Raw genomic sequence first — 21,094 nt, forward strand, 5'->3', positions numbered from 1 at the left:
CGACGGCGCGCCTCGGTGTTCGTCGTCGCGCGACCGAACCGGATCGATGACGGTCACGATTTCCGGTCGATATCGGCCCGACTGGTTAGCCGGCTGTCACTGGTTTCCCCGGAATTCGGGGCTCGTTTTGTACAACTAGAGGCGGGCTTTACTATGGCTGTTGTGTACTGAGTGGTTGTACCATGTCACAGGACGACGTCAGTCTGGAGGCGCGGCTCGAGGAGCAGGATACCTTCGAGCCGCCCGAATCGTTCGTCGAACAGGCGAACGTAACGGACGAGGGGATCTACGAGGAGTTCGAGGAGAACTGGCCGGAGTGTTGGGAGGGGGCAGCAGACCTGCTCTCCTGGGAGCAGGAGTACGACACCGTTCTCGACGAGGGTGACGCACCGTTCTACGAGTGGTTCGGCGGCGGTAAACTCAACGCCTCCTACAACTGCATCGACCGGCACGTCGAGTCGGGTGACGGCGATCGAACCGCCGTCGAGTGGGAGGGCGAACTGGGCGAGACCCGTTCGTACAGCTACGAGGAACTCTTAGAGGAGGTTCAGGCTGTCGCCGCGACGTTCCGCGACCTCGGCGTCGAGGAGGACGATGTCGTCACGCTGTACATGCCGATGATTCCGGAGCTGACGGTCGCGATGCTTGCCTGTGCACGGATCGGCGCGCCCCACTCGGTCGTCTTCGCCGGCTTCTCCGCCGACGCGCTCGCGACGCGGATGAACTCCGCGGCCAGCGAGTACCTCGTCACGGCCGACGGCTACTACCGCCGGGGCGACGCACTCGATCACATCTCGAAGACGAATGAGGGCCTCGAGGACGTCGACCACGAGACGACGACCGTCGTCGTCGACCGTCTCGGCGACGACCTGGACCACTCGCTCGAGGACGACCAACACGACTACGAGGAACTCGTCGACGAGAACCGCGGCGAGACCGTCGAGCCCGTTACACGGGACGCCGAGGACATGCTGTTCCTGATGTACACCTCGGGGACGACGGGCCAGCCCAAGGGGGTCAAACACACGACCGCGGGCTACCTGGCGTACACGGCCTGGACCTCCCAGGCGGTGCTCGATCTGGAGCCCGGCGACACCTACTGGTGTTCGGCGGACATCGGCTGGATCACGGGTCACTCCTACATCGTCTACGGCCCCCTCGCGCTGGGGACGACGACGGTGATGTACGAGGGAACCCCAGATTACCCGGAGAAGGACCGGTTCTGGGAGATCGTCGAGAAGAACGAGGTCGACGTCTTCTACACGGCACCGACGGCCATTCGAGCGTTCATGAAGTGGGGCAAGGAGTACCCGGAGAAACACGATCTCTCCTCGCTGCGCCTGCTGGGAACGGTCGGCGAGCCGATCAACCCGCGGGCCTGGAAGTGGTACTACACGCACATCGGCAACGAGGAGTGTCCGATCGTCGACACCTGGTGGCAGACCGAAACCGGCGGCCACATGATCACCACGCTGCCGGGCGTCAACGACATGAAACCCGGTTCCGCCGGTCCGGGACTCCCCGGCGTCGACACGCGAATCGTCGACGCACAGGGTGACGAAGTCAGTGCCGGCGAGGCCGGCTATCTCACGGTTCAGAAGCCCTGGCCCGGTATGCTCCGGACACTGTACCGGAACGACGATCGGTTCATCGAGGAGTACTGGGAGGAGTACTCCGACCCCGATGCCGACGAGTGGGTCTACTTCCCCGAGGACGGGGCGAAGATCGACGAGGACGACTACATCACCGTTCTCGGTCGGGTCGACGACGTGATCAACGTCTCCGGCCACCGGCTGGGGACGATGGAGATCGAGAGCGCGATCGTCGGCGTTGAGGGCGTCGCCGAGGCCGCGGTCGTCGGCGGCGACCACGACGTGAAAGGCGAGGCCGTCTACGCCTACGTCATCACGGAAGACGGGTACGAGGGCGACGACGAACTCTCCGAGCAGATCGTCGAGGGCGTCGTCGACGCCATCGGCCCGATCGCGAAACCCGAATCGGTCGTCTTCACGCCCGAACTCCCGAAGACCCGCTCGGGCAAGATCATGCGCCGCCTGCTCGAGGACATCGCGAGCGGCAACGAACTCGGTAACACGTCGACGCTTCGCAACCCCGAGGTCGTCGACGAGATTGCGGAGCAGGTGCAGGACTAAGCGTCCTGTCTTCATTTCGAAACCACTCACCAACCACGACACAACACATGAACGCGTTAATATGACAGAGAATACCACCCAAGACACGGACGACGCCGTCGAAACCGACGGCGGGGTCAAGACCGAGGCGTACCTCGATAAGGAGATAAACATCTTCAAACCAGCGACACCGTTCATGCGGGATCACCTGAAGGTGATCTGGATCTCGTTTGCCGCGTGGGTCCTGGTCGTCTTCGGACCGACGACCGCCACCGTCCTCGCGCCAGATCTGATGACCGAAACGACGATCCTCAACGGGTTCCCGCTGCACTTCTTCCTGGCAGCGATCTTCACGCCGCTTGCCGCGCTGTTGCTGTCGGTCGGCTACGCGATGCAACGCGACCGGCTCGACACCAAGTACGGCATCTCCCACGAGACCGAAGAGGAGACCGACTCCGGCACCGTCGCTGCCGACGGAGGTAACGAATGATCGAGGCTATCGATCTGATCGTCCTCCAGGAGACGGCGCTGGACGTCGGTGAGTTCAAGCTGATTCCGGCACTGACAGTCGTCGTGATGCTGGCGTTGTTCCTCGGCGTCGGCTACTTCTTCCGCGTCGCAGCGGTCGACGAACTGTGGGTCGCCGGTCGTTCGATCGGTTCGATCGAGAACGGGATGGCGATCGGCGCGAACTGGATGAGCGCCGCCTCGTACCTGGGTGTCGCCGCGCTGATCGCGACGCTCGGGTACTTCGGGCTCGCGTACGTCGTCGGCTGGACGACGGGCTACTTCATCCTGCTCATCTTCATGGCCGCACAGTTCCGCCGGTTCGGAAAGTACACGGCGCCCGACTTCGTCGGCGACCGGTTCTACTCCGAGTGGGCCCGGGGCATCGCGGCGTTCACGACGCTGATGATCGCCTTCACCTACGCGATCGGACAGGCAAGCGGGATGGGGCTGATGGCCCAGTACATCTTCGGCGTCTCCTACGAGGTGGGCGTTATCCTGCTGATGGGTGTCACCATCGGCTACGTCGCCCTCTCGGGTATGCTGGGGACGACGAAGAACATGGCCATCCAGTACGTCATCCTCATCATCGCGTTTACGCTGGGACTGTACGCGACCGGCTGGACGGAAGGCTGGTCGCTGGCCATACCGTACCTGGAGGCCGGTCCGCAGGTCGCCGAGGCGGCGAGCCTCGAGGCACAGTTCGTCGAGCCGTTCGCGAACGTGGGCTACTACGGCTGGATCGCGCTCGCGTTCAGTCTGATTGTCGGTACCTGTGGGCTTCCCCACGTCCTCGTGCGGTTCTACACGGTCGACAACGAGCGGACCGCCCGCTGGTCGACCGTCTGGGGCCTGTTCTTCATCTGCCTGCTGTACTGGGGCACCGCGACCTACGCCGCGTTCGGCGGCCTGCTGTACGACCGTGAGGTGACCGAGGGCGGCGGCTTCACCGGTATGGCCGGTCAAGAGGCCGACGCGCTGGTCGTGTTGACGACACAGCTCGCAGGATTGCCGGAGTGGCTCGTCGGGCTCGTCGCTGCGGGTGCGGTCGCAGCCGCACTCGCGACGACCGCCGGACTGTTCATCTCGGCGTCGTCGGCGGCCGCACACGACATCTACACGAACCTCTACAAGGAGGGTGCGACCCAGCGCGAACAGCTGATCGTCGGCCGTTCGACGATCCTGGGGATCGGTATCCTCACGGTGATCATCGGTCTCAATCCGCCGGCGCTGATCGGCGAACTCGTCGCGATGTCGTTCGCGATCGCCGGCACCGTCTTCTTCCCGGTGTTCTTCCTCGGACTCTGGTGGGAGAACACGACCAGGGAGGGGGCGCTCGCCGGCATGCTCACGGGCATCGCCATCTCGTTCGGTGCAATCCTGAACGACACCGCGATTCCGATGTACACGGGCGTCGAGGACGCGGTGATCCCCGCACTCGCCGTCTGGCTGCCGGGGACCTCCTCGGCACTGATCGGCGTGCCTGTCGTTTTCACGATCATCATCCTGGTCTCGCTCGTCACCGACGAACCGCCACAGCACGTCAAGCGTCTCGTCAGGCAGTGCCACAGTCCCGAGCCGATGAGTCAGATGGAATCGGCCGAAGACGCCGCCGCTGACGGCGGCACCCCCGCAGACGACTAACCATGTACGACACGATACTCGTCCCAACCGACGGAAGCGACACCGCCGAATACGCAGTCGAACACGCGATCGACCTCGCCGAAACGTACGGCGCCGACGTTCACGCACTGTACGTCGTCGATACGAGCGCGATCGACGTCGGCCTCGGCACCGAGCAGGTCGATCGCATCCGGCAGGGCCAGTTCGGCGATATGCCGGAACTCGAGCAGCGAGCCAACGAGGCGACGGGCGTCGTCGCGGCGAAAGCCGATGCCCACGACATCGACATCACGGAAGCGGTCGTCGCCGGACAGCCACACAAACAGATCAGTAACTACGCGGCGAACAACGACGTCGACCTGATCGTCATGGGCTCGGCCGGTCGCAGCGGCGTCCGGCGAGCCCTGCTCGGTAGCGTCGCCGAACGGACGCTGCGCTCGACGAAGATTCCGGTGTTGGTCGTCGACAGGGAGAACTGACCCGCCGGCGGCTCCGCCACGTTCCGTTTTCCGCTCTCATACGGTTTACTGTAAGTCATTACCGGCGTAACCGCGACCCGTGCGGCGGTTGCGCCGGTACATCGTTACAGCAATCCGTATCACTGTTCGTTCGACGCCATCTCGAGACTCGTCACGAACCCGAAGTACGCGACGATCCCCGCGAGCATGAACATGTAGTAGGCCCAGGTCGGCCCCTCGAGGACCCGGAAGATGATCTCGACCATCGTCACCCAGCTGACGGCGAAGACCAGGTCGACGAAGATCCCCCACCGCTGTTCGCGCGCGTTCTCGAGCCACTCGCCGAAGTTCGTCATCGGGTAGACGGTTCCGTCGGCGCGTCGAAAAGCCTGCCGCTGTCCAACCGGCTCCCGCTGACGAAGCGAAACCCCCTAACCCCGGCCGGGACTGAACCCCGGTATGAACGAGACAGCCGAGGTCGCCGTCCTCCGGCTCGGCCATCGCCCCGGCCGGGACGAACGGATGACGACCCACGTCGGGCTGACGGCGCGCGCGCTCGGGGCCGACCGCATCTGGATCCCCGACAACGCCGGCCAGTCCCTCGAGACCGTCGACGATATCACCGACCGGTTCGGCGGACCCTTCGAGGCCGAACTGACCGATTCGCCACAGGCGCTGATCCGGAACTGGGAGGGTCGGGTCGTCCACCTCACGATGTACGGCGAGCGGATCCAGGACGTCGAGAGCGAGATCCGCTCGGCCCGAGAGGACGACCGGGAGCCGCTGCTGGTCGTCGTCGGCTCCGAGAAGGTCCCGTTCGACGTCTACGAGGCCGCCGACTGGAACGTCGGCGTCACCAACCAGCCCCACTCCGAGGTGGCGGGTCTGGCCGTCTTTCTCGACCGCCTGTTCGAGGGCCGCGAACTCGAGCGCGAGTGGGTCGATGCCGACCGCGAGGTGATCCCGATGGAGACGGGCAAGCGCGTCGAGTCGCTCGAGGACTAGAGCAGTCCCGATCCCCAGAGAATCGTCAGTACGGAGCCGACAATTCCGAGTAGTCCGGCGATACGTCCCTTCCGAGCGTCGTCCATACGACCGGCATCGCTACCGGAACGGCACATGTTTTCTCCGAGACGTACCGGAATATAATCCACTGTGGCACGGCCACGGAACAACACCGCCGCTCGAGGAGGTCGCCTGGACTCGCAGGGGAGCGGACGCAGTAATTCTGCGCTTAAAGCGCGCCGTACCACGCCTCCGAGCTGCGGATGATCTCAACGGGGGACGGCCGGCCGGAACAGGCGAAGGGGACGAAGCAGCCGAGCACCGACCAGCCGTACTACCGCACCGACACCGGTCTCGGACTCGTCGAGGGCGTACCCCGTGCCGACCCGCTCGATCGGCCCCGACTCGCCGACGGTCTCGAGGACGCGCTCGAAGTCATCGTCGGGTAACCCCGTTCGGTCCTGCAGTTCCGCGCGCGACAGCGGGCGGTCGGCCTCGCGAAGCTCCCGGAGAATCGCCCAGCCGTGGGCCGAGACGAGGTAGTATTCCGCTTCCGAAATATCCTCGTCGGGTTCGCTCGAGCGGTCAATCCCGAGACGGAGGTCGTACAGCGAGTCGAGACAGAGCCACGCGGCGACGGCGGCGAGGACGGCGAGGACGACGGAGCCGTCGTCGATGGCGAGAAACGCGAACACGACTCCGCCGACCGCGCCGAGGACGGCTCCGGCGGCGGCGTCGGGGTACCCGCGTACGGTGCAGACGGCCCTGAGCGCGGCGAGGGCGACGAGTCCCGCCGGGATCGCGACCACCGAACCGGTCGAGAGATCCCCCAGAACCGCGAAAACGGCGACCACGGCCGTCACTCCGGCGGTCCCCATCGGATCGAGTTCGTCGCCCAGCGCCGCTCGAAACGACGTCATCGTTCGGTCGAACGTCATATCAACCCATATACCTTTGTAATTCTCGAGCCGAGCCCGTCGGCTCGGCACGTCGTCGCTCAAAAGACTTAATGGCCACATCGCGCTACGTGTAGGCAATGGCTTTTGAGGACCTGCTCGAGGATCCGGTCATCCAGAAGTACTTGCACGAGCTGGTCGGTCCCACGGGGATGCCCGTCGCGGCGGCACCGCCGGACGGGGAAGTGACCGACGAGGAGCTCGCCGAGGAGCTGGATCTCGAGTTGAACGACGTGCGGCGCGCGCTGTTTATTCTCTACGAGAACGACCTCGCCAGCTATCGCCGGCTGCGCGACGAGGACTCGGGCTGGCTGACCTACCTCTGGACGTTCGAGTACGACAACATCCCCGAGAACTTGGAGGAGGAGATGTACCGGCTCCACGACGCCCTGGAGGATCGACGGGAGTACGAGCGCAATCACGAGTTCTACCTCTGTGAGATCTGCTCGATCCGCTTCGAGTTCGGCGAGGCGATGGATTTCGGCTTCGAGTGTCCCGAGTGTGGCTCGCCGGTGGAATCGATGGACAACAACCGCCTGGTCGACGCGATGGACGACCGCCTCGACGAGCTCGAGGACGAACTGAACATCGACGCGGACGCCTGATGGTCGTACTCGCAACCAAACTCTACGTGGAAGGCGACGCCCGCGAACGCTCGCTGGACTCGTTGCGGTCGCTGATCGGCAACGAGATCGGCGAACTCGACGTCGCGTTCGACCTCTCGATCCGAGAGGACGACTTTCCGGAGGTCACCGTCGAAGGCGAGGACGCCGTCGTCGCCGAGAACGTTCTCCGCGAGGAGTTCGGCGAGATCGCCCCCGAACTCGAGCCCGGTGAGACCTACGTCGGCACGCTCGACTCCTGGAGCGAGGAGGGGTTCGTCCTCGACGCCGGCCAACCGGTCGAGATCCCGGCCGACGAGCTCGGGCTCGGCCCCGGCTCGCCGACCCAGATTCGTGAGCGCTACGGCCTCGTCCAGCATCTGCCGATGCGGTTCGTCTACGGTGGCGACGAGGAACCGTCTCGACTCACGTCGGACGAACAGGACCGCCTCTACGACTGGACCCGCGGCGACGGCCGACTCAACGTCAACAGCGCCACGCGAGCCGAGGTCCGGGCGACGCTCAACCGCGCGGGCCACGCCCAGGACTACGTCACCGTCGAGCGCCTCGGCCTGCTCGAGCAGAGCGTGATCTGTACTGAGGGCACCGATCCCCCGGGCCTGCTCGCGAGCGTCGGCGAGTACCTCCCCGCGGAGCTGCGATGTGTCGTTCCCTAGCATGAATCGGCGGCTCGCTCTCGCGGTGATCGCGGTCGCGCTGCTGGCGACGACGGCCGGCTGTTCGGCGATCTTCGGCGGCATCTCCGACGAGGACCTCGACCGCGAGCAGGAGTACGACGACCTGCAGGACAGCGACGCCGACGTCGCCATCGACATCGAGGGCGGCACCGTCCTCACCAGCGGCGAGTTCCGCGCGGTGTACGACCTCAACGAGACCGAGGAGCTCTCGCTGTACCGCTCGAGCCTCTACACCGAGGACGCACTCGACATCCACAGCGTCCGCTACTGGTACCCCAACGGGACAGAGGTAACGGGCTCGGACCTCGAGATCGATCAGGGCCGCTCGAGCACCGAGGTCGAGGTGCCGGACGGGAACGGCACGCTTGCCTTCTCGGGTAGCGCCGGCAGCCGGACGTTCCAGCTCCCGGCCTACGTCCACGGCTCCTACGAGGTGACGCTCTCCGAGGGGTACCGAACCTCGAACTTCCTGTTCGGCGACGTGAGCCCGGGTGGCTACGAACGCGAGGTCGTTGACGACCGCGAGCGGCTGGTCTGGGACGAGGTCGACAGCACGATCTCGCTGCGGTACTACCTCACCCGAGACATTCCGCTGTTCGCCGGCCTCGTCGGGACCGTCGTCCTGCTGGGCGGTGGGGCGATGGCCTACTACTACCGGAAGGTCCAGAAGCTGAAAGAACAGCGCGAGGAGATGGGACTGGACGTCGAGATCGACGACGACTCGGACGACGGGCCGCCGCCCGGCATGAAATAACCCGCCCTGTCCCCCGCCGAGACCGCTTCTTTCGGCCGAACTCAGGTTTCGAGCGAGACGGTCGTGACGGTCAGTCGCACCTGATCGGGATCGCAGTCCGTCCACTCGTTCTCCAGTTGTTCCCAGGTCTCCTCGTGATCGGTCTCGGCGGCCGTTACGGTGACGCTGTCCTCGACGTCGACCGTCCGACTCGAGCGCTCGACGACCCGTGCGGTCACCGCGACCTGTCCGCCGGTGTGGACCGATCGCCCGTCCGTCTCGAGTTGGACGAGCGAGACGGTTGCCCGCTCCTCGCGACAGGTCGCCGTCGGTTGGCGACGAAGCTGACCCCCCGCCTCGTCGCTCCGAACCACGGCACCGCCATCGTACGCAACCGTCTCCGAACCCGACCGGTACGAGAGCGTTCCGAGTTCGATCGGTCCCTCGTCAGCAACCGGTTCGCCATCAACGGTGACCTCGAGTTCGGTTCCTCCCTCGTCGACGACGAGCGTCCCGCCGTCGACCGGCAACGCGGCTTTTCGACGCTCGAGCCCGTCGTAGCGGGCGAGTTCGTCGAGATCAGTTGCGAGGTAAGTCACCCCCCGTTCGGCCGTTCGAAGCTCCTCGGCCTCCCGCTGATCGTCGAGCAACCCGAACCCCGCGACCGAGAGGATCGCGACCGATCCGAGCACGATCCCGAAAACGAGCACGAACGAGAGCACTGCCGAAATCCCCCGCTCATCCGTGGGGTCGTTCCGCGCCGTTCGCTCCCGGCTCATTGGTCCTCCACCTCGAGCGTGACTCGCTCGTCCTCGACGACGATCTCGATCGGTCCGCCCGAAACGGTGTTCGACTCGAGGGTGGCTGTGGCCGAAACCGGGACGGTGGCGGTCGCGTCGACGGTGTGTGCGGAGAGCCGGAGACAGCCCGTGTCGCTCGCAGCTCCGGGACAGTTGCTTCGGGCTTCGACGGCGTAGCCGGTTCTCGCGACCGTTCGTGGCGCGTCGGCACGGGCGACCGCTTCGGCGCCTCCGCCAGCAGCGAGGCGATCTGTGGCTTCGATCTCACCGGCCAGCTCCTGTCCCACCGTCTCGAGGGAACGCTCGGCGGCCCGTTCTGTTTCGGTTTCGAGAACGGCCCCGGAGCCAGCCAGTAGGACCGCGAGCAGCGCAGCCGAGATTCCGAGCGCGAGGACGTGCGTGACGGCCATCGTAACGCCCCGGTCCGCGGTTCCGTCGTCGATCACGGCTCGTCCCCCGGACAGCCCGCTTCGATCGTCGATGTCCGCTCGGTGCGGTGGTCAGCGGAGTCGGCCGTCACGCGGACGGTCGCGTTCTCGAGTTCATCCGTGTCGTCGGCACGGTCAAGCCCGACGCCCTCGAGTTTGACGTCGACCACCGTCGCACTCGAGTGGGCGCGGGCGTCCCCGTACCGGTCGGCGAACCCCTCGAGGTCGTCGTCGACGGCGGATTCGAGCCCTTCCTCCTCCGCCTCTGCCCGTTCGCTCGCGTTCTCGAGCAGGCAGCCGACCCCTCGCTCGAGTTCCGCCTCGACGACGGCCTGTTCGCCGGCGTCGGCACTCGTCTCGGTCGTCGATCCGGCCTCGAGCGCCCCGGTTGTGGCGACGATCCCGAACACGACGACCGCCAGCGCGATCGCACCGAGGACGACCATCTGGCCTCGTTCCTGCGGGGCTCGCTCGCTCGGACGGTTGGACTCGTCTACCATACGGTCACGCGTACCTCCACGAGAGCGTAGACCGTCCCGGTGTCATCTGCCGGTGCGATCGGATACCCCTGGTCCTCGTAGGCTTGCTCGAGTCCGATCCGGTTCCCCGCCGTGGTGAGACGGTCATCCTCGTGGAGCGTCACGACGTAGCTCGCGGTGACGGCTTTGGCCGACGGCGACCCCTGATCGACCAGCATCGCCCCATCGTTCCCCTCGTCGGCGACGATCTCGACGTTGTAGCGACGGTCCTCGTCGCCGAACCGCGCCTCGAGGATCGCACCGAGCGTCGACCGCTCGGCGAAGGCGTCGGGGCCGTACGTTCGCTCGCCGTCCCCGTCGGCGGGCAGCCGATCCGTGCCGTAGAACGCGCTCTCGCCCGCGTTGGCGTCGTCGGCCCACGTCGACGCGTCGTCGTGCCAGCCCCGAACCATCGCGGAGAGATCGCCCTCGCCGGCGGCGACGACGAGCGCGTCCCGGGTTTCCTGCTGAAGCTGAGACTGGGTCGCTCGGTCCGGATCCTCCGTCGCCGGCGCGACGACCGCCGACTGCGCCGCAATGAGGAACGCGACCAGCAGGATCGTCGCCGCGATCGTTCCCTCGAGGGCGTACGCCTGTCCTCTGTGACCGTCGCTTCCGATCATTTCCACACCCTCACGACGAGGCGGGAGGCTGGTTCGTTCGCTCCCGACTCGAGTTCGAACGACCCCTCGAGCGCGACGAGCCGGGTCGAACTCGCCGCGGGCTGGCCCTCGTACGGCGCCGTTTCCGCCTCGAGAACGGGCGAACCGTCCGCGCGCTCGAGGGCCGTTCCGTCGAGTCGCTCGAGGCGCACGCCGACCTCGTCGGCCGGGCCGCCCTCGAGTTCGGATCGGTGTTCGATTCCGTCGGCTCCGAGTTCGTCGACGAGCCGATCGCCGTCGAGTTCGTTGTGGGTGGCGAACTCCGCGACGAGCCGATCCGCGATCCGGTCGGCCTGCCCGCGCTCGGCATCCCCGACGGGATCGGCCGGCGTCGCTATCGACGGAATCGCGGCGAAGACGAGCGCGACCGCCAGCAGAAAGACACCGATCCCGACGACGAAGTCCTGGGTCGTCTGGCCACGTACGTCCGGTCGAGCGTGGCCCACGCTATATCACCACCGCCCACCCGACGAGCGCGACAGTCGCCAGCGCGAGGGCGTACTTCAGTCCACTCGTGAGGTCGGCGTTCCGGATGTACCCACAGAGCATGCCAGAGATGACCGCCTGCAGGACCACCGCGTGAAACAGCAGGACGCTCAGCGCGTCGGGCGAGACTGCGCCGCCGGACGCCGAATCGGTGGGCGCTCCCGACGTCGCGATCCCGCCGCCCGCCATCGCGTCGAGGAACTGCGTCTCGAGGATCGTGATCACGGCGAACACCGTCAGGAACGTCATGATGACGATGACGACCTGCATCCGGGTCCGGGATCGTCGCTCGCGTTCGAGTTCGTCGTGGACCTCGCTCGTTCGGGCGGCGGTTCGGAGGACGGCCGAGATCCGGTTCGACGCCGCCTGACTCTCGGCGATCAGTCGCACCGTCCGGGCCAGACGCGGAATCCGGTAGGCGTTCGCGAACTCGACGAGCGCGCGCCGCAGGCTCGTTCCGTATCGGACCTTCGCTTGGATCCGTTCGAGTTCTCTACTCAGCTTCCCGGTACCCGTCTCCGCGACCGATTCGATCGACTCGAGCGGTGTCAGCCCTGTCTCGTTCGCACTCGAGAGCTTCCACAGCTCCTCCGAGAGGGTCTCAGTGATGGCCGCGCGGCGGCGTCGGTTCCACTCGGAGGCGACGGCGAGGGGACCGCCGACGACGTACAGCGGGACGTACGCGTAGACGACCGTCGTCCGAAGCGGGCGCTCGAGCACGCCAGCCCGGCCGGTCGGTACTGAACCGCTCGCCACCGTGACCGCAACGACGGCAAGCGCCGTCGGAACGGTAACCGCGAGCGTGTACGACGGGTTGTCCCGGAAGAAGCGGTGGGGACGTCGCAGTATCCTCAGCGCTCGGTGGGTCGCTTCTCGAGACCCGATCCGATCGAAGACGGCGTACGTTCCGGCGAGCTCTTCGTCGGGTCTACCGCCGGACGAGGCGCGTTCCTCGCCGTTCCGGAGGCGGTCGCCGTCGGTTCCGAGCGAGAGCGTGCCGCCGCCGGGGTCGTCGTGTTTGACCGTCGAGATCAGGACGAGAAAGGCGACTCCGATCAAGGGAAGCAACGCGTACACGGTCAGGTACAGCATCTCGGGCGGAACGGCCGCGTTCGGCAGCAGCTGCACGACGACGGTGACGATGAGCAACAACAGCGGGAACAACGAGAGCGTCATGTACAGTTCGCCGAACAGCTCGAGCGTCTCGAGGGTGCGCTCCTGTCCCTGTCTCGCGGTTCGCGCGTGTTTTCGCCGTTTCTCCTCGAGGAACCGCTCCGTGTCGCCCCCGCTGTCGACGACCGAAAGCAGGTCCGTCAGGAACTGGCTCAGCTCGTCGCTGGGCGTCTCTCGGGCTCGCCGTCCGATCGCCGTCCGGTAGTCGATATCGAGAGCCGTCGCCTCGGCGTGGACGGTTCGAAACTCCCGGGCGACCTCCCCATAGGCGTCGTCCGCTCGGGCCATCGCCTCGATGATCTCGAGGCGGTCGAGCCCGCCGATCGACAGGGCGTACATGAACGAGACGGCGTCGGGAAGCAGCGCGTCGATCTCGCGTTGCCGCGCCGAGGCGCGCGCGTGGGGGATCGCGACGAGCGAACCGAACCCGCCCAGAAACCCCAGCGTGCCGAACGCGAGACCGGTGGTCGCGACGAGTGCTGGGGTCCTGAGCGCCTCGAGCAGCGCGAGGACCATCGGGTTCGAAACGGGGGTACCGAGCGGTCCACCGACGTCGACGAACTCGGTCCCGAACAGCCCGTATCCGACGATCACACCCAGAATCGAGAGGCAGACGCCGGCGACGGCACCCGCTCCGATCGCCCGCGAGAGGTAGAGCTCGACGGTGTCGTCGATCCGGGCCTGCGCGAGCGTCCGCTCGAGGCGGGTGACGAACCGACCGCCCTCGTCGAAAACCCGAGCGTACACCGGATAGAAGCGGTCGCCGATCGAGGTCGCCGTCGGGTGGCGTTCGTCCCCAAAACTCATTCTGACGCTCCGGACCGACATCGTTCGAACAGCGACTCCTCGGCCCGTTCGAGTACGTCCGCTGCCGTCCGTTTCGTCCGAGCCGACGGCTTCGGCCGCGCGGTGCGTCCCTCCGTCTCCGGATCGACATCGATCGAGACGCTCTCGAGGTTCCGGAGCGCCGGCAAACGGGCTTCCAGCTCGCCGTTTGCGACGAGCGAGAGGACCGTCGACGGATCGTTCATAAACGCCTGGACCGTCGCGGCGACGTCGGCGTAGCCGTCGACCCCGTTCGCGACGAGGTACGCGAGCACGACCCGCCGTTCGAACAGCGCCCGCTCGAGGCGCTCCTCGCTCCAGCCCCGGTCGAACGCGATCTCCTCGAGCACGCTCGAGGCACCGACCCGGCGGAACGCGTCGGTTTCGGCCCGCCACCGGTAGACGTCGCTGATGTTGATCTCGTCGCGCTCGGCGTCGTAGCGGTTGATCTCGGTCAGCGTTCGGTTCCGGCGGACCGTCCGCCCGTCGACGCTGGTCTGGGTCTGGATCGCGACCAGATCAAGCGCCGTAAACATCGTCTTCGAGACGTCGATCGGCGCCGTCGTGAACCGCCGCAACACCTCGTCCACCGAGTCCGCGTGAAACGTCGTATGGGTGGTATGACCCGTCGACATCATCTGAAACAGCGTCCGTCCTTCCTGACCGCGAACTTCCCCCATCAGAAGGTGATCCGGTCGCTGGCGCAGCGTCGCCTCGAGCAGGTCGAACTCGTCGACTTCATTCCCCCCGTCGGCGAACGACGGCCGGGTGACGCTTGCGATCCAGTTGCGCTGTGGCAACTCGAGTTCGCGGGTGTCCTCGATCGAGACGACCTTCGTGCTCGAGGGGATGAACAGCGAGACGGCGTTGAGTGTCGTCGTCTTCCCCGAGGCCGTCCCGCCGGCAACCAGCAGGCTCTTGCGGTTCTCGATGGCGAGCCAGAGCAGTGCCATCTGCTCGAGCGAGAAGGTGTGCCAGTTGACGAGGTCGATCGGCGTGAACGGAACGTCCGTGAACTGCCGAATCGTGTAGTTGGTGCCGCGGTCGGTGACTTCCCGGCCGAGCGTAAGCTGGGCCCGCGAGCCGTCGGGCAGGGTCGCGTCGACCTGTGGACGCCGTTTGCTGATCCCGGCCCCGGACCGCTGGGCGAGCGTGACGACGAACTCGTCGAGTCCGTCCGTCCCGTGGCGGACGTTCGTGACGAGCTGTCCGTGATCGGCGTGATAGACGAACGCGGGCGACTCGTAACCGTTACAGGAAATGTCCTCGACGGCGCTGTCGCGTTTGATACCGTCGATGCGCTCGTAGCCGACGAAATCGCGCGTGAGGTAGTACCGTAGCCGTTCGACCTGCCGTTCGTTCAGGGTCTCCGGGTCCGACGCGAGGATCGCCCGCTCGGGACGGACGCCACCGATCTCGGCTCCATCGACACCGCTATCATCCCTGTCGTTCTTGCCTGCTCCAAACAGACTCGCGATCCTCCCGAGCAGTCCGTCGCTCTCGCAGGTCGGTTTCCGAACGAGGTCGTACCGTTCGAGCAGCGTCCGTAGCTGCGCCTCGACGGCCGCACGTCGGTCGGTCTCGTCGTCGGCGGGACGGCCCTCGTCGGCGTAGCTGATCGTGGTCCGGAGCTTGTCTGCGAGAAACCCCCGCAACTCGCGCTCGATCGGGGTCAGAAACGGCTCGACGAGGTAGTACTTCCGCTCGTTTTCCCGTTTCGACTGGAAGACGACGACAAAAGCGTAGGGTTCGTTCACCCAGTACCGCTCGAGTTCCTCGAGGTGGAGTTTCTCGCTCTCGGGGACGGCCTGCTCGAGGTCGTAGCGGGTCGTGACCGTCGACGTTCCGTCCGGCCTCGTGAAGAACGCGTCCTCCTCGAGGCCCGTTCTGACGGTCAGGGTCTGGCCGTCGACGAGGGCCTCGAGTTCGGCTCCGGCCCGAGAGCCGCTCGAGAGCCGTCGCTCGAGGACGGCATCGTCCTCGGGCTCGTCGTTCGGACGCCGACGTCGACCGGCGGCCCCGATGTCGTCGGTGTACATTGTCCGGGCCTGGCCGCCCGATGGTATAAAAACTCGAGTTCGGGCGGCCGGGAAAGAACTACCGGGCCTGGCATCTCTACTACGTGACGATGCAGGATATCTTCGATCTCTCGGACCGAGTCGCACTGATCACCGGCGGCGGCCGTGGTATCGGCCGCGCGATCGCCGTGGAACTCGCGAACGCCGGCGCCGCGGTTGTTCCGTCGGCTCGATCGACCGACGAGATCGAGGCGGTCGCCGAGGAGATTCGCGCGTCCGGCGGCGACGCGGTCGGGGCTCCAGCCGACGTGACCGACCCCGACGCCGTCGCCGACGCGATCGATCGAACCGAGGAGGAGTTCGGGCCCGTCGACGTCGTCGTCAACAACGCGGGGCTCAACCCCGACGACGCGCTCGGCCGTCCGGAGGACGTCTCGAGCGAGAGCTTCGACCGGGTGCTCGAGGTCAACCTCAACGGCGCCTACGAGGTGACGCGAGCGGCGGCCCGGTCGCTGCGGGAGACCGGCGGCACGGTCGTCAACGTCGCCAGCGTCGGCGGGCTCGTCGGGCTCCCTCGACAGCATCCCTACGTCGCCTCGAAACACGGGCTGGTCGGACTCACAAAGAGCCTCTCGCTCGACTGGGCGCCCGACGTCCGCGTCAACGCGGTCGCACCCGGCTACGTCTCGACCGACCTGACCGAGGAAATCGAGGCCAACCCGGAGCTTCGACGATCGATCCTCGAGCGGACGCCCCTCGAGCGGTTCGCCGAACCAGCCGAGATCGCCGGACCGGTGGTCTTTCTCGCGAGCGATGCCGCGAGCTACGTCACCGGTGAGGTTCTCGCGGCCGACGGCGGGTGGACGGCCCGGTAGCGGTCACGTGGTCGATCGTCACGGGATTCTGGTACGGTCGTCAAACTTCAGGCTCCGAGGACGAGGCCGACTGCGGTTCCGACGCCCGAGTTGAGGGTAACACTGTAAGCTAAAATCCTACAATAGAAACCATCGGAAACCAAGTGGCGCTAATCCTTACCGGCTGAGAATCGGCATCGCTCTCTACGGCGGGCGCGCCTCGAGTACCTCGAATGCGATACGACGATTCGGAACGCGCTCGGGAGCTCGCCAGGCGCGCCCGGACGCTGATGGACGAGGTCGTCCTGCCGCTTGAGCGGGTGCTGGCCGGCGGCGTGAGCGTCTCCGAGGGAACCGTCGCCGAGCTGCGCGCCGCAGCGCGCGACCGCGACGTGTACGCGCCACAGCTTCCGGCGAAGTACGGCGGAATGGGCGTCGACTTCCGGGAGGCGCTTCCGGTGTTCGAAGAGGCGGGCCGGAGCCCACTCGGTCCCGTCGCGATGCGGGTCGACGCGCCCGACGAGGGGAACATGCACCTCCTCGAGCTGGCGGGCAACGAACTGCAGAAGGAAACCTACCTCGAGCCGCTGATCGCCGGGGAGCTGCGCTCGGGGCTCTCGATGACCGAGCCGATGCAGGGTGCGGGATCGGATCCGACGCTGATCGAGACCACGGCCCGGAAAGAGGGCGACGAGTGGGTGATCGACGGCCACAGGTGGTGGACGACACAGGGGATCGAGGCCGACGTGCTGGTCGTCCTTGCTCGCACGGACGAGGACGCCCACCCCTACGAGGGGTGCTCGATCTTCGTTGTTCCGAGCGACGCGGACGGGGTCGAGATCATTCGTAACGTCCCTCACACTGGCGGACTTACGCGGGGCGTCTCCCACGCGGAGATCCTCTACGACGGCGTTCGCGTCCCCGAGGAGCACCTGCTCGGCGAGCGCGACCGCGGGTTCGTCCACGCCCAGGAGCGCCTCGGCCCCGCCCGGCTCACCCCCTGTATGCGCTACTCGGGGATGGCTCGACGCGCACTCGAGATCGCGAAGGTGTATCTGGACGCCCGAGACGGGTTCGGCTCGAGGCTGTCGGCCAAGCAGTCGCTGCGCCACCGGATCGCCGACGCCGAGACGCGGCTCCACGTCGCTCGAACCGTGATCCGGGACGCCGCGGATCGGATCAGCGCGGGTGAACGAGCCCGGATCCCGGTGTCGATGTGCAAGGTGTTCGTCGCCTCGGCCGTCCAAGAGGCGATCGATCTCGCGGTGCAGTGTTGCGGCGCCAACGGTATCGGCTGGGACCTGCCGTTGTCGGAGTTCTACGAGTCAGTCCGTCAGTTCCGGATCGTCGACGGCGCAGACGAGGTGCACCGACGCGTGATCGCTCGCCACGCGTTCGAGAACCTCGAGGAGGCCGAACTCGAGCCCCTCACCCGCTTTGGTGATCCGGTCGGAAGGCGGAGGTGAGAAGCGGTGATCCGAAGGAAGTGAACGAGGCGGAATTCGTGGCTGAGTGGAACGTTCCGGACTGGCGTGGCGGGAGTGAGCGAACGCCTCGCGTTCGCGAGCTACGTCACGCTCGCGAGACGAGCGAAGCGAGTCGAGCGGGCGTGGCGGGATTCGAACCCACGATCAGAAGGTTAGGAACCTCCTGCCCTCTCCGCTAGGCCACACGCCCCGTCAGAAAAGTGTTAGTTCGGTTCCGTGTCGGGTTCGGTCTCCTCCTCGGAGGTGACCGGTTCCGTGTCGACGAACTCGTCGTCGCCGTCGTCGAAGTCGTCGGTCTCGCCGAAGTCGTCGGCATCACCGAACTCCTCGTTGCCCTCCTCGAACCCGTCGCGCATCTCCTCGAGTTCCGTTTCGACCTTTTCACGCCCCTTCTGGAATTCGCCCATCGCCTCACCCGTCGACCGAGCCAGTTTCGGGATCTTGTTCGCCCCGAATAGTAAGATGGCGATGAAAAGGATGATCAGTAGTTCCGGACCCCCTGGAATAGGGGCAAACAGCGGTGCGATTTCTACCATCTCTATGCGTGGCTTACGGGCTGGCAATTATAACCTTTTTGGACCGGACGGTAAATCGGTGCTCCGGACAGTCAGCGCCCCGAAACTGCCCGCAGTGGTCAACGACTGTCCATCGTGTTCCCGCTTCCCCTCGGCCTCGACGACTCACCGATCGCGCGAATCCGCTAGCAGCGGTTCCGCTGATCCACAGTTCGTTCGACTCAGCGGGAACCACGAACCGTACCGCCCGAACGGTCGAGCCCTACTGTGAGGTCGTTCACCGAACGGGCGAACTCGGCCGCCTTCGGGTCGTCATGAAACGATCTCGAGAGATCCGAGTCGTCCCGGCACCGACGAGACAGACTGCTTGGAGTCACTGGACGATGCCGTCCGGTCCCCTTGCGCTGCCAGTAAGTATATTATGTAAGAAAAACTGTTACTCACATATGATTAGATGTGTTGCGTCGCTCGGCGGCGTTCAACGGTCGGGAAGATCGGCCGGACGCCGACGGTTGCGTCCGGGGCGACCGAGAGCGTCGGGTGGTCCGGGTGAGTGATCCAATCGTTCTCGAGTGGACTCCGCTGAACGCGTGTCGACGCCGGCTGACCTTCGAGCCCCGGGAGATCGGCGGGTGGGATCGGACCGAGGAGGAACGCCGGGATGAGGAGTGGCACGTCGTCGATCACGAGGTCGTTACCCACGTCGAACTCGAGCGCTCGGGTCCCGACGGGCCCTCCGGCGTAACGACGTACCGTGGACCGTGAACCCACTCCTTCGCACGGTACCGGAGTCGTTCGAAGCGGCAGTCGCCGTCCCGGCGAACCGGCGCGCTCGAGATCGGTCCGGGAGCGAAACTGTCTTTCCTGTCTACCCGTAACTCGAGAGCGATGGTAGATACCGGAGACGCCGCACCCGACTTTACCGTACCGCTCGCGAACGGCGACGTCGATTCCTTCACGCTCTCGGAGCGCCTCGAGGCGGAGGCCCCGATCGTCCTCGCCTTCTTCCCGGGCGCGTTCACGGGCGTCTGTACCGACGAGATGTGTACGTTCCAGGACCGACTCTCGGCGTTCGACGACGTCGATGCGACGGTGTACGGCATCAGCCGCGACACGCCGTTTACCCAGAACGAGTTCCGCGACCAGAACGACCTCGAGTTCGGGCTGCTCAGCGACCTGAACAAGGAGGTCATCGCCGACTACGGCGTCGAGATGGACTTCGACGACATGGGCGTCTACGGCGTCGCCAAGCGCTCGGTGTTCGTCGTCGACGCGGACGGCGAGGTCACCTACGCGTGGGTCAGCGACGACCCCGGCGTCGAGCCGGAGTACGCCGAGGTCGAGGACGCCGCCGCCGACGCGGCGTAACTACCCGCAGCCCTTTTTTAGCCAGGCGGCCTCGTGCGGATATGAGCGACTCTACGACCGACGAGCAGGCGGGCCGCGTCTACGTCCCTTCTGCAGATCATCACTTTCCCGACGGGAAGCTAAACGAGGTCCTCGAGTTCATCGACGAGGACGAGGAGATCCAGACCTACCTCGAGGCCCAGAACATCAACGCCGTCGACCGGATGCGGTACAACGATCACGGCGCAAAACACATCGAGATCGTTCGCAACCGCGCGCTCTGTCTGTACGACCTGCTGAAAGCGGGCGACGTCGAGTTCAACGGCGCCGCAGAACAGGGGCTAGCGGAGGCCGACGAGGCGGTCATCGTCGCACTCGCGGCGGTGCTGCACGACGTCGGTCACGTCGTTCACCGCGACCAGCACGCCTACTACTCGATTCCACTCGCCGCGGACATCTTAGAGCGAGTGCTGCCGGAGTTCTACGACGTCGCCGACACCGTCCGAATGAAAGGCGAGGTGCTCCACGCGATCCTCTGTCACCACACCGCCGAAACACCGCTGACGACCGAGGCAGGGGTCATCCGCGTCGCCGACGCGCTGGACATGGAACGCGGTCGCTCCCGGATTCCCTACGAGCAGGGCGGCCGTGGCATCAACACGCTCTCGAGCCAGGCGATCAGCCACGTCACCTTGCATGAGGGCAAGTCCCGGCCCGTGATGGTCGAGATTGCGATGACCAACGCCGCCGGCGTCTACCAGGTCGACAACCTGTTGAAGGCGAAGCTGCGGGATTCGGGACTCGAAAACGAGATCCGGATCGTCGCCGTCAACACCAACGAGAACCACGAACAGTTGGTCGAGCGAATCGAGCTGTAGCCCTCCGGATTACTGCCGTCGCTTTCGTGTCCGCGATCCGTCCCACAGTCGTTCCGGGACCCCGTTCCGACGAGGGTCTCAGGCGAGTCGGTACCGCCCGTCGTCCCGTTCGACGTACCCTCGTTCTCGCAGCGTTCGCGCGATCGAGAGTATCGCTCCCTTCTCGACGCCCAGCGCCGCACAGAGTTCGTCGGCGCTTGCGTCCGGCCACTGCTGGAGGGAGAGGTAGACCAGCTTCGCCTGTGCCGATTCGATGCCGTCGGGGACCGAAACGTTCGGATTCGTGTCCAGTTGCATACTCGTCCCTCCGTTGTTCGACGATAGTAAAACTGGCTATCGTCAGCTGTCGAAACACGGACGAACCCGCGCTCCTCGAAGGTCACGAGCGA

General features: G+C 65.9%; 24 protein-coding genes and 1 tRNA gene. 13 read left to right on the forward strand and 12 right to left on the reverse strand.

What is annotated here, in order from left to right:
- The first annotated feature begins 182 nt into the window (after positions 1 to 182).
- From acs to QA600_RS19900, 4 genes are all read left to right on the forward strand, one after another.
- Positions 183 to 2,153, forward strand: a complete 1,971-nt coding sequence (gene acs, locus QA600_RS19885) for an acetate--CoA ligase (protein ID WP_278293671.1) — start codon at positions 183 to 185, stop codon at positions 2,151 to 2,153.
- A gap of 61 nt (positions 2,154 to 2,214) precedes the next feature.
- A complete protein-coding gene (locus tag QA600_RS19890; RefSeq protein ID WP_278293672.1) occupies positions 2,215 to 2,622 on the forward strand; it encodes a DUF4212 domain-containing protein in 408 nt (135 codons plus the stop codon).
- Positions 2,619 to 4,283 (forward strand): cation acetate symporter, encoded by a 1,665-nt coding sequence (locus QA600_RS19895; protein ID WP_278293673.1) that lies wholly within the window; start codon positions 2,619 to 2,621, stop codon positions 4,281 to 4,283. The genes QA600_RS19890 and QA600_RS19895 overlap by 4 nt, the downstream gene beginning before the upstream one ends.
- A gap of 2 nt (positions 4,284 to 4,285) precedes the next feature.
- On the forward strand, positions 4,286 to 4,741 hold the full coding sequence (locus tag QA600_RS19900; protein ID WP_278293674.1) for a universal stress protein: 456 nt from the start codon (positions 4,286 to 4,288) through the stop codon (positions 4,739 to 4,741).
- 119 nt (positions 4,742 to 4,860) lie between these two features.
- Here QA600_RS19900 and QA600_RS19905 read toward each other — a convergent pair whose 3' ends face one another.
- Positions 4,861 to 5,076, reverse strand: a complete 216-nt coding sequence (locus QA600_RS19905) for a hypothetical protein (RefSeq protein ID WP_278293675.1) — start codon at positions 5,074 to 5,076, stop codon at positions 4,861 to 4,863.
- A 103-nt stretch (positions 5,077 to 5,179) separates the two neighbouring features.
- On the opposite strand from QA600_RS19905, the gene QA600_RS19910 reads away from it, so the two are divergent.
- Positions 5,180 to 5,725, forward strand: coding sequence for a tRNA (cytidine(56)-2'-O)-methyltransferase (locus QA600_RS19910; protein ID WP_278293676.1), 546 nt, complete (start codon positions 5,180 to 5,182; stop codon positions 5,723 to 5,725).
- 269 nt (positions 5,726 to 5,994) lie between these two features.
- Here the strand turns inward: QA600_RS19910 and QA600_RS19915 are convergent, their stop codons facing one another.
- Positions 5,995 to 6,645, reverse strand: coding sequence for a hypothetical protein (locus QA600_RS19915; RefSeq protein ID WP_278293677.1), 651 nt, complete (start codon positions 6,643 to 6,645; stop codon positions 5,995 to 5,997).
- 116 nt (positions 6,646 to 6,761) lie between these two features.
- Between QA600_RS19915 and QA600_RS19920 the strand changes: the two genes are divergently transcribed.
- Genes QA600_RS19920 through QA600_RS19930 form a run of 3 tightly spaced genes read left to right on the forward strand, consistent with a single transcriptional unit; the run spans position 6,762 to position 8,735 of the window.
- On the forward strand, positions 6,762 to 7,286 hold the full coding sequence (locus QA600_RS19920) for a transcription factor (protein WP_278293678.1): 525 nt from the start codon (positions 6,762 to 6,764) through the stop codon (positions 7,284 to 7,286).
- Positions 7,286 to 7,960 (forward strand): DUF2110 family protein, encoded by a 675-nt coding sequence (locus tag QA600_RS19925; RefSeq protein WP_278293679.1) that lies wholly within the window; start codon positions 7,286 to 7,288, stop codon positions 7,958 to 7,960. Before QA600_RS19920 ends, QA600_RS19925 begins: the two co-directional genes overlap by 1 nt.
- 1 nt (position 7,961) lies before the next feature.
- Positions 7,962 to 8,735, forward strand: coding sequence for a DUF5803 family protein (locus QA600_RS19930; protein ID WP_278293680.1), 774 nt, complete (start codon positions 7,962 to 7,964; stop codon positions 8,733 to 8,735).
- A 41-nt stretch (positions 8,736 to 8,776) separates the two neighbouring features.
- On the opposite strand, the gene QA600_RS19935 is transcribed toward QA600_RS19930, so the two are convergent.
- The 7 genes from QA600_RS19935 to QA600_RS19965 are packed head-to-tail and all read right to left on the reverse strand — an operon-like array spanning position 8,777 to position 15,645.
- A complete protein-coding gene (locus tag QA600_RS19935) occupies positions 8,777 to 9,493 on the reverse strand; it encodes a hypothetical protein (RefSeq protein ID WP_278293681.1) in 717 nt (238 codons plus the stop codon).
- A complete protein-coding gene (locus tag QA600_RS19940) occupies positions 9,490 to 9,960 on the reverse strand; it encodes a hypothetical protein (RefSeq protein ID WP_278293682.1) in 471 nt (156 codons plus the stop codon). Before QA600_RS19940 ends, QA600_RS19935 begins: the two co-directional genes overlap by 4 nt.
- A complete protein-coding gene (locus tag QA600_RS19945; protein WP_278293683.1) occupies positions 9,957 to 10,442 on the reverse strand; it encodes a hypothetical protein in 486 nt (161 codons plus the stop codon). Before QA600_RS19945 ends, QA600_RS19940 begins: the two co-directional genes overlap by 4 nt.
- Entirely contained in the window at positions 10,436 to 11,083 is a 648-nt protein-coding gene (locus tag QA600_RS19950) for a hypothetical protein (protein WP_278293684.1), read from the reverse strand. Before QA600_RS19950 ends, QA600_RS19945 begins: the two co-directional genes overlap by 7 nt.
- On the reverse strand, positions 11,080 to 11,568 hold the full coding sequence (locus tag QA600_RS19955; RefSeq protein ID WP_278293685.1) for a hypothetical protein: 489 nt from the start codon (positions 11,566 to 11,568) through the stop codon (positions 11,080 to 11,082). The genes QA600_RS19950 and QA600_RS19955 overlap by 4 nt, the downstream gene beginning before the upstream one ends.
- Before the next feature lies 1 nt (position 11,569).
- A complete protein-coding gene (locus QA600_RS19960; RefSeq protein WP_278293686.1) occupies positions 11,570 to 13,588 on the reverse strand; it encodes a type II secretion system F family protein in 2,019 nt (672 codons plus the stop codon).
- Complete coding sequence (locus tag QA600_RS19965) at positions 13,585 to 15,645, reverse strand: type II/IV secretion system ATPase subunit (protein ID WP_345782041.1); 2,061 nt, start codon at positions 15,643 to 15,645, stop codon at positions 13,585 to 13,587. The genes QA600_RS19960 and QA600_RS19965 overlap by 4 nt, the downstream gene beginning before the upstream one ends.
- 89 nt (positions 15,646 to 15,734) lie before the next feature.
- Here QA600_RS19965 and QA600_RS19970 point away from each other — a divergent pair, with 89 nt between their 5' ends.
- Together QA600_RS19970 and QA600_RS19975 are read left to right on the forward strand one after the other, a co-directional pair.
- Positions 15,735 to 16,499 carry a glucose 1-dehydrogenase gene (locus QA600_RS19970; RefSeq protein WP_278293687.1) on the forward strand — a complete coding sequence of 255 codons (765 nt, stop codon included), beginning with the start codon at positions 15,735 to 15,737 and terminating at the stop codon, positions 16,497 to 16,499.
- A 212-nt stretch (positions 16,500 to 16,711) separates the two neighbouring features.
- A complete protein-coding gene (locus QA600_RS19975; protein WP_278293688.1) occupies positions 16,712 to 17,944 on the forward strand; it encodes an acyl-CoA dehydrogenase family protein in 1,233 nt (410 codons plus the stop codon).
- A 138-nt stretch (positions 17,945 to 18,082) separates the two neighbouring features.
- On the opposite strand, the gene QA600_RS19980 is transcribed toward QA600_RS19975, so the two are convergent.
- Positions 18,083 to 18,155, reverse strand: a tRNA-Arg gene (locus QA600_RS19980).
- Between the two features lie 13 nt (positions 18,156 to 18,168).
- A complete protein-coding gene (locus tag QA600_RS19985; RefSeq protein WP_278293689.1) occupies positions 18,169 to 18,501 on the reverse strand; it encodes a twin-arginine translocase TatA/TatE family subunit in 333 nt (110 codons plus the stop codon).
- A 528-nt stretch (positions 18,502 to 19,029) separates the two neighbouring features.
- On the opposite strand from QA600_RS19985, the gene QA600_RS19990 reads away from it, so the two are divergent.
- The 3 genes from QA600_RS19990 (at position 19,030) to QA600_RS20000 (ending at position 20,705) form a co-directional block, all read left to right on the forward strand.
- Positions 19,030 to 19,245, forward strand: a complete 216-nt coding sequence (locus QA600_RS19990; protein WP_278293690.1) for a hypothetical protein — start codon at positions 19,030 to 19,032, stop codon at positions 19,243 to 19,245.
- Between the two features lie 123 nt (positions 19,246 to 19,368).
- Positions 19,369 to 19,848 (forward strand): redoxin domain-containing protein, encoded by a 480-nt coding sequence (locus QA600_RS19995; RefSeq protein WP_005556038.1) that lies wholly within the window; start codon positions 19,369 to 19,371, stop codon positions 19,846 to 19,848.
- Positions 19,849 to 19,889: 41 nt separating this feature from the next.
- Positions 19,890 to 20,705 (forward strand): HD domain-containing protein, encoded by an 816-nt coding sequence (locus QA600_RS20000; RefSeq protein WP_278293691.1) that lies wholly within the window; start codon positions 19,890 to 19,892, stop codon positions 20,703 to 20,705.
- Between the two features lie 78 nt (positions 20,706 to 20,783).
- Here the strand turns inward: QA600_RS20000 and QA600_RS20005 are convergent, their stop codons facing one another.
- The gene (locus tag QA600_RS20005) at positions 20,784 to 21,002 is read right to left on the reverse strand and encodes a MarR family transcriptional regulator (RefSeq protein WP_278293692.1); all 219 of its coding nucleotides are present in this window, start codon (positions 21,000 to 21,002) and stop codon (positions 20,784 to 20,786) included.
- Positions 21,003 to 21,094 lie beyond the last annotated feature (92 nt).

The organism is Natronococcus sp. A-GB1 (assembly GCF_029688845.1).
GTDB lineage: Archaea > Halobacteriota > Halobacteria > Halobacteriales > Natrialbaceae > Natronococcus.

Coding starts and splice junctions, on each gene's coding strand:
- acs (WP_278293671.1), top strand. CDS start 183: ATGTCACAGGACGACGTCAGTCTGGAGGCGCGGCTCGAGGAGCAGGAT.
- QA600_RS19890 (WP_278293672.1), top strand. CDS start 2,215: ATGACAGAGAATACCACCCAAGACACGGACGACGCCGTCGAAACCGAC.
- QA600_RS19895 (WP_278293673.1), top strand. CDS start 2,619: ATGATCGAGGCTATCGATCTGATCGTCCTCCAGGAGACGGCGCTGGAC.
- QA600_RS19900 (WP_278293674.1), top strand. CDS start 4,286: ATGTACGACACGATACTCGTCCCAACCGACGGAAGCGACACCGCCGAA.
- QA600_RS19905 (WP_278293675.1), bottom strand. CDS start 5,076: ATGACGAACTTCGGCGAGTGGCTCGAGAACGCGCGCGAACAGCGGTGG.
- QA600_RS19910 (WP_278293676.1), top strand. CDS start 5,180: ATGAACGAGACAGCCGAGGTCGCCGTCCTCCGGCTCGGCCATCGCCCC.
- QA600_RS19915 (WP_278293677.1), bottom strand. CDS start 6,645: ATGACGTCGTTTCGAGCGGCGCTGGGCGACGAACTCGATCCGATGGGG.
- QA600_RS19920 (WP_278293678.1), top strand. CDS start 6,762: ATGGCTTTTGAGGACCTGCTCGAGGATCCGGTCATCCAGAAGTACTTG.
- QA600_RS19925 (WP_278293679.1), top strand. CDS start 7,286: ATGGTCGTACTCGCAACCAAACTCTACGTGGAAGGCGACGCCCGCGAA.
- QA600_RS19930 (WP_278293680.1), top strand. CDS start 7,962: ATGAATCGGCGGCTCGCTCTCGCGGTGATCGCGGTCGCGCTGCTGGCG.
- QA600_RS19935 (WP_278293681.1), bottom strand. CDS start 9,493: ATGAGCCGGGAGCGAACGGCGCGGAACGACCCCACGGATGAGCGGGGG.
- QA600_RS19945 (WP_278293683.1), bottom strand. CDS start 10,442: ATGGTAGACGAGTCCAACCGTCCGAGCGAGCGAGCCCCGCAGGAACGA.
- QA600_RS19950 (WP_278293684.1), bottom strand. CDS start 11,083: ATGATCGGAAGCGACGGTCACAGAGGACAGGCGTACGCCCTCGAGGGA.
- QA600_RS19960 (WP_278293686.1), bottom strand. CDS start 13,588: ATGAGTTTTGGGGACGAACGCCACCCGACGGCGACCTCGATCGGCGAC.
- QA600_RS19965 (WP_345782041.1), bottom strand. CDS start 15,645: ATGTACACCGACGACATCGGGGCCGCCGGTCGACGTCGGCGTCCGAAC.
- QA600_RS19970 (WP_278293687.1), top strand. CDS start 15,735: ATGCAGGATATCTTCGATCTCTCGGACCGAGTCGCACTGATCACCGGC.
- QA600_RS19975 (WP_278293688.1), top strand. CDS start 16,712: ATGCGATACGACGATTCGGAACGCGCTCGGGAGCTCGCCAGGCGCGCC.
- QA600_RS19985 (WP_278293689.1), bottom strand. CDS start 18,501: ATGGTAGAAATCGCACCGCTGTTTGCCCCTATTCCAGGGGGTCCGGAA.
- QA600_RS19995 (WP_005556038.1), top strand. CDS start 19,369: ATGGTAGATACCGGAGACGCCGCACCCGACTTTACCGTACCGCTCGCG.
- QA600_RS20000 (WP_278293691.1), top strand. CDS start 19,890: ATGAGCGACTCTACGACCGACGAGCAGGCGGGCCGCGTCTACGTCCCT.
- QA600_RS20005 (WP_278293692.1), bottom strand. CDS start 21,002: ATGCAACTGGACACGAATCCGAACGTTTCGGTCCCCGACGGCATCGAA.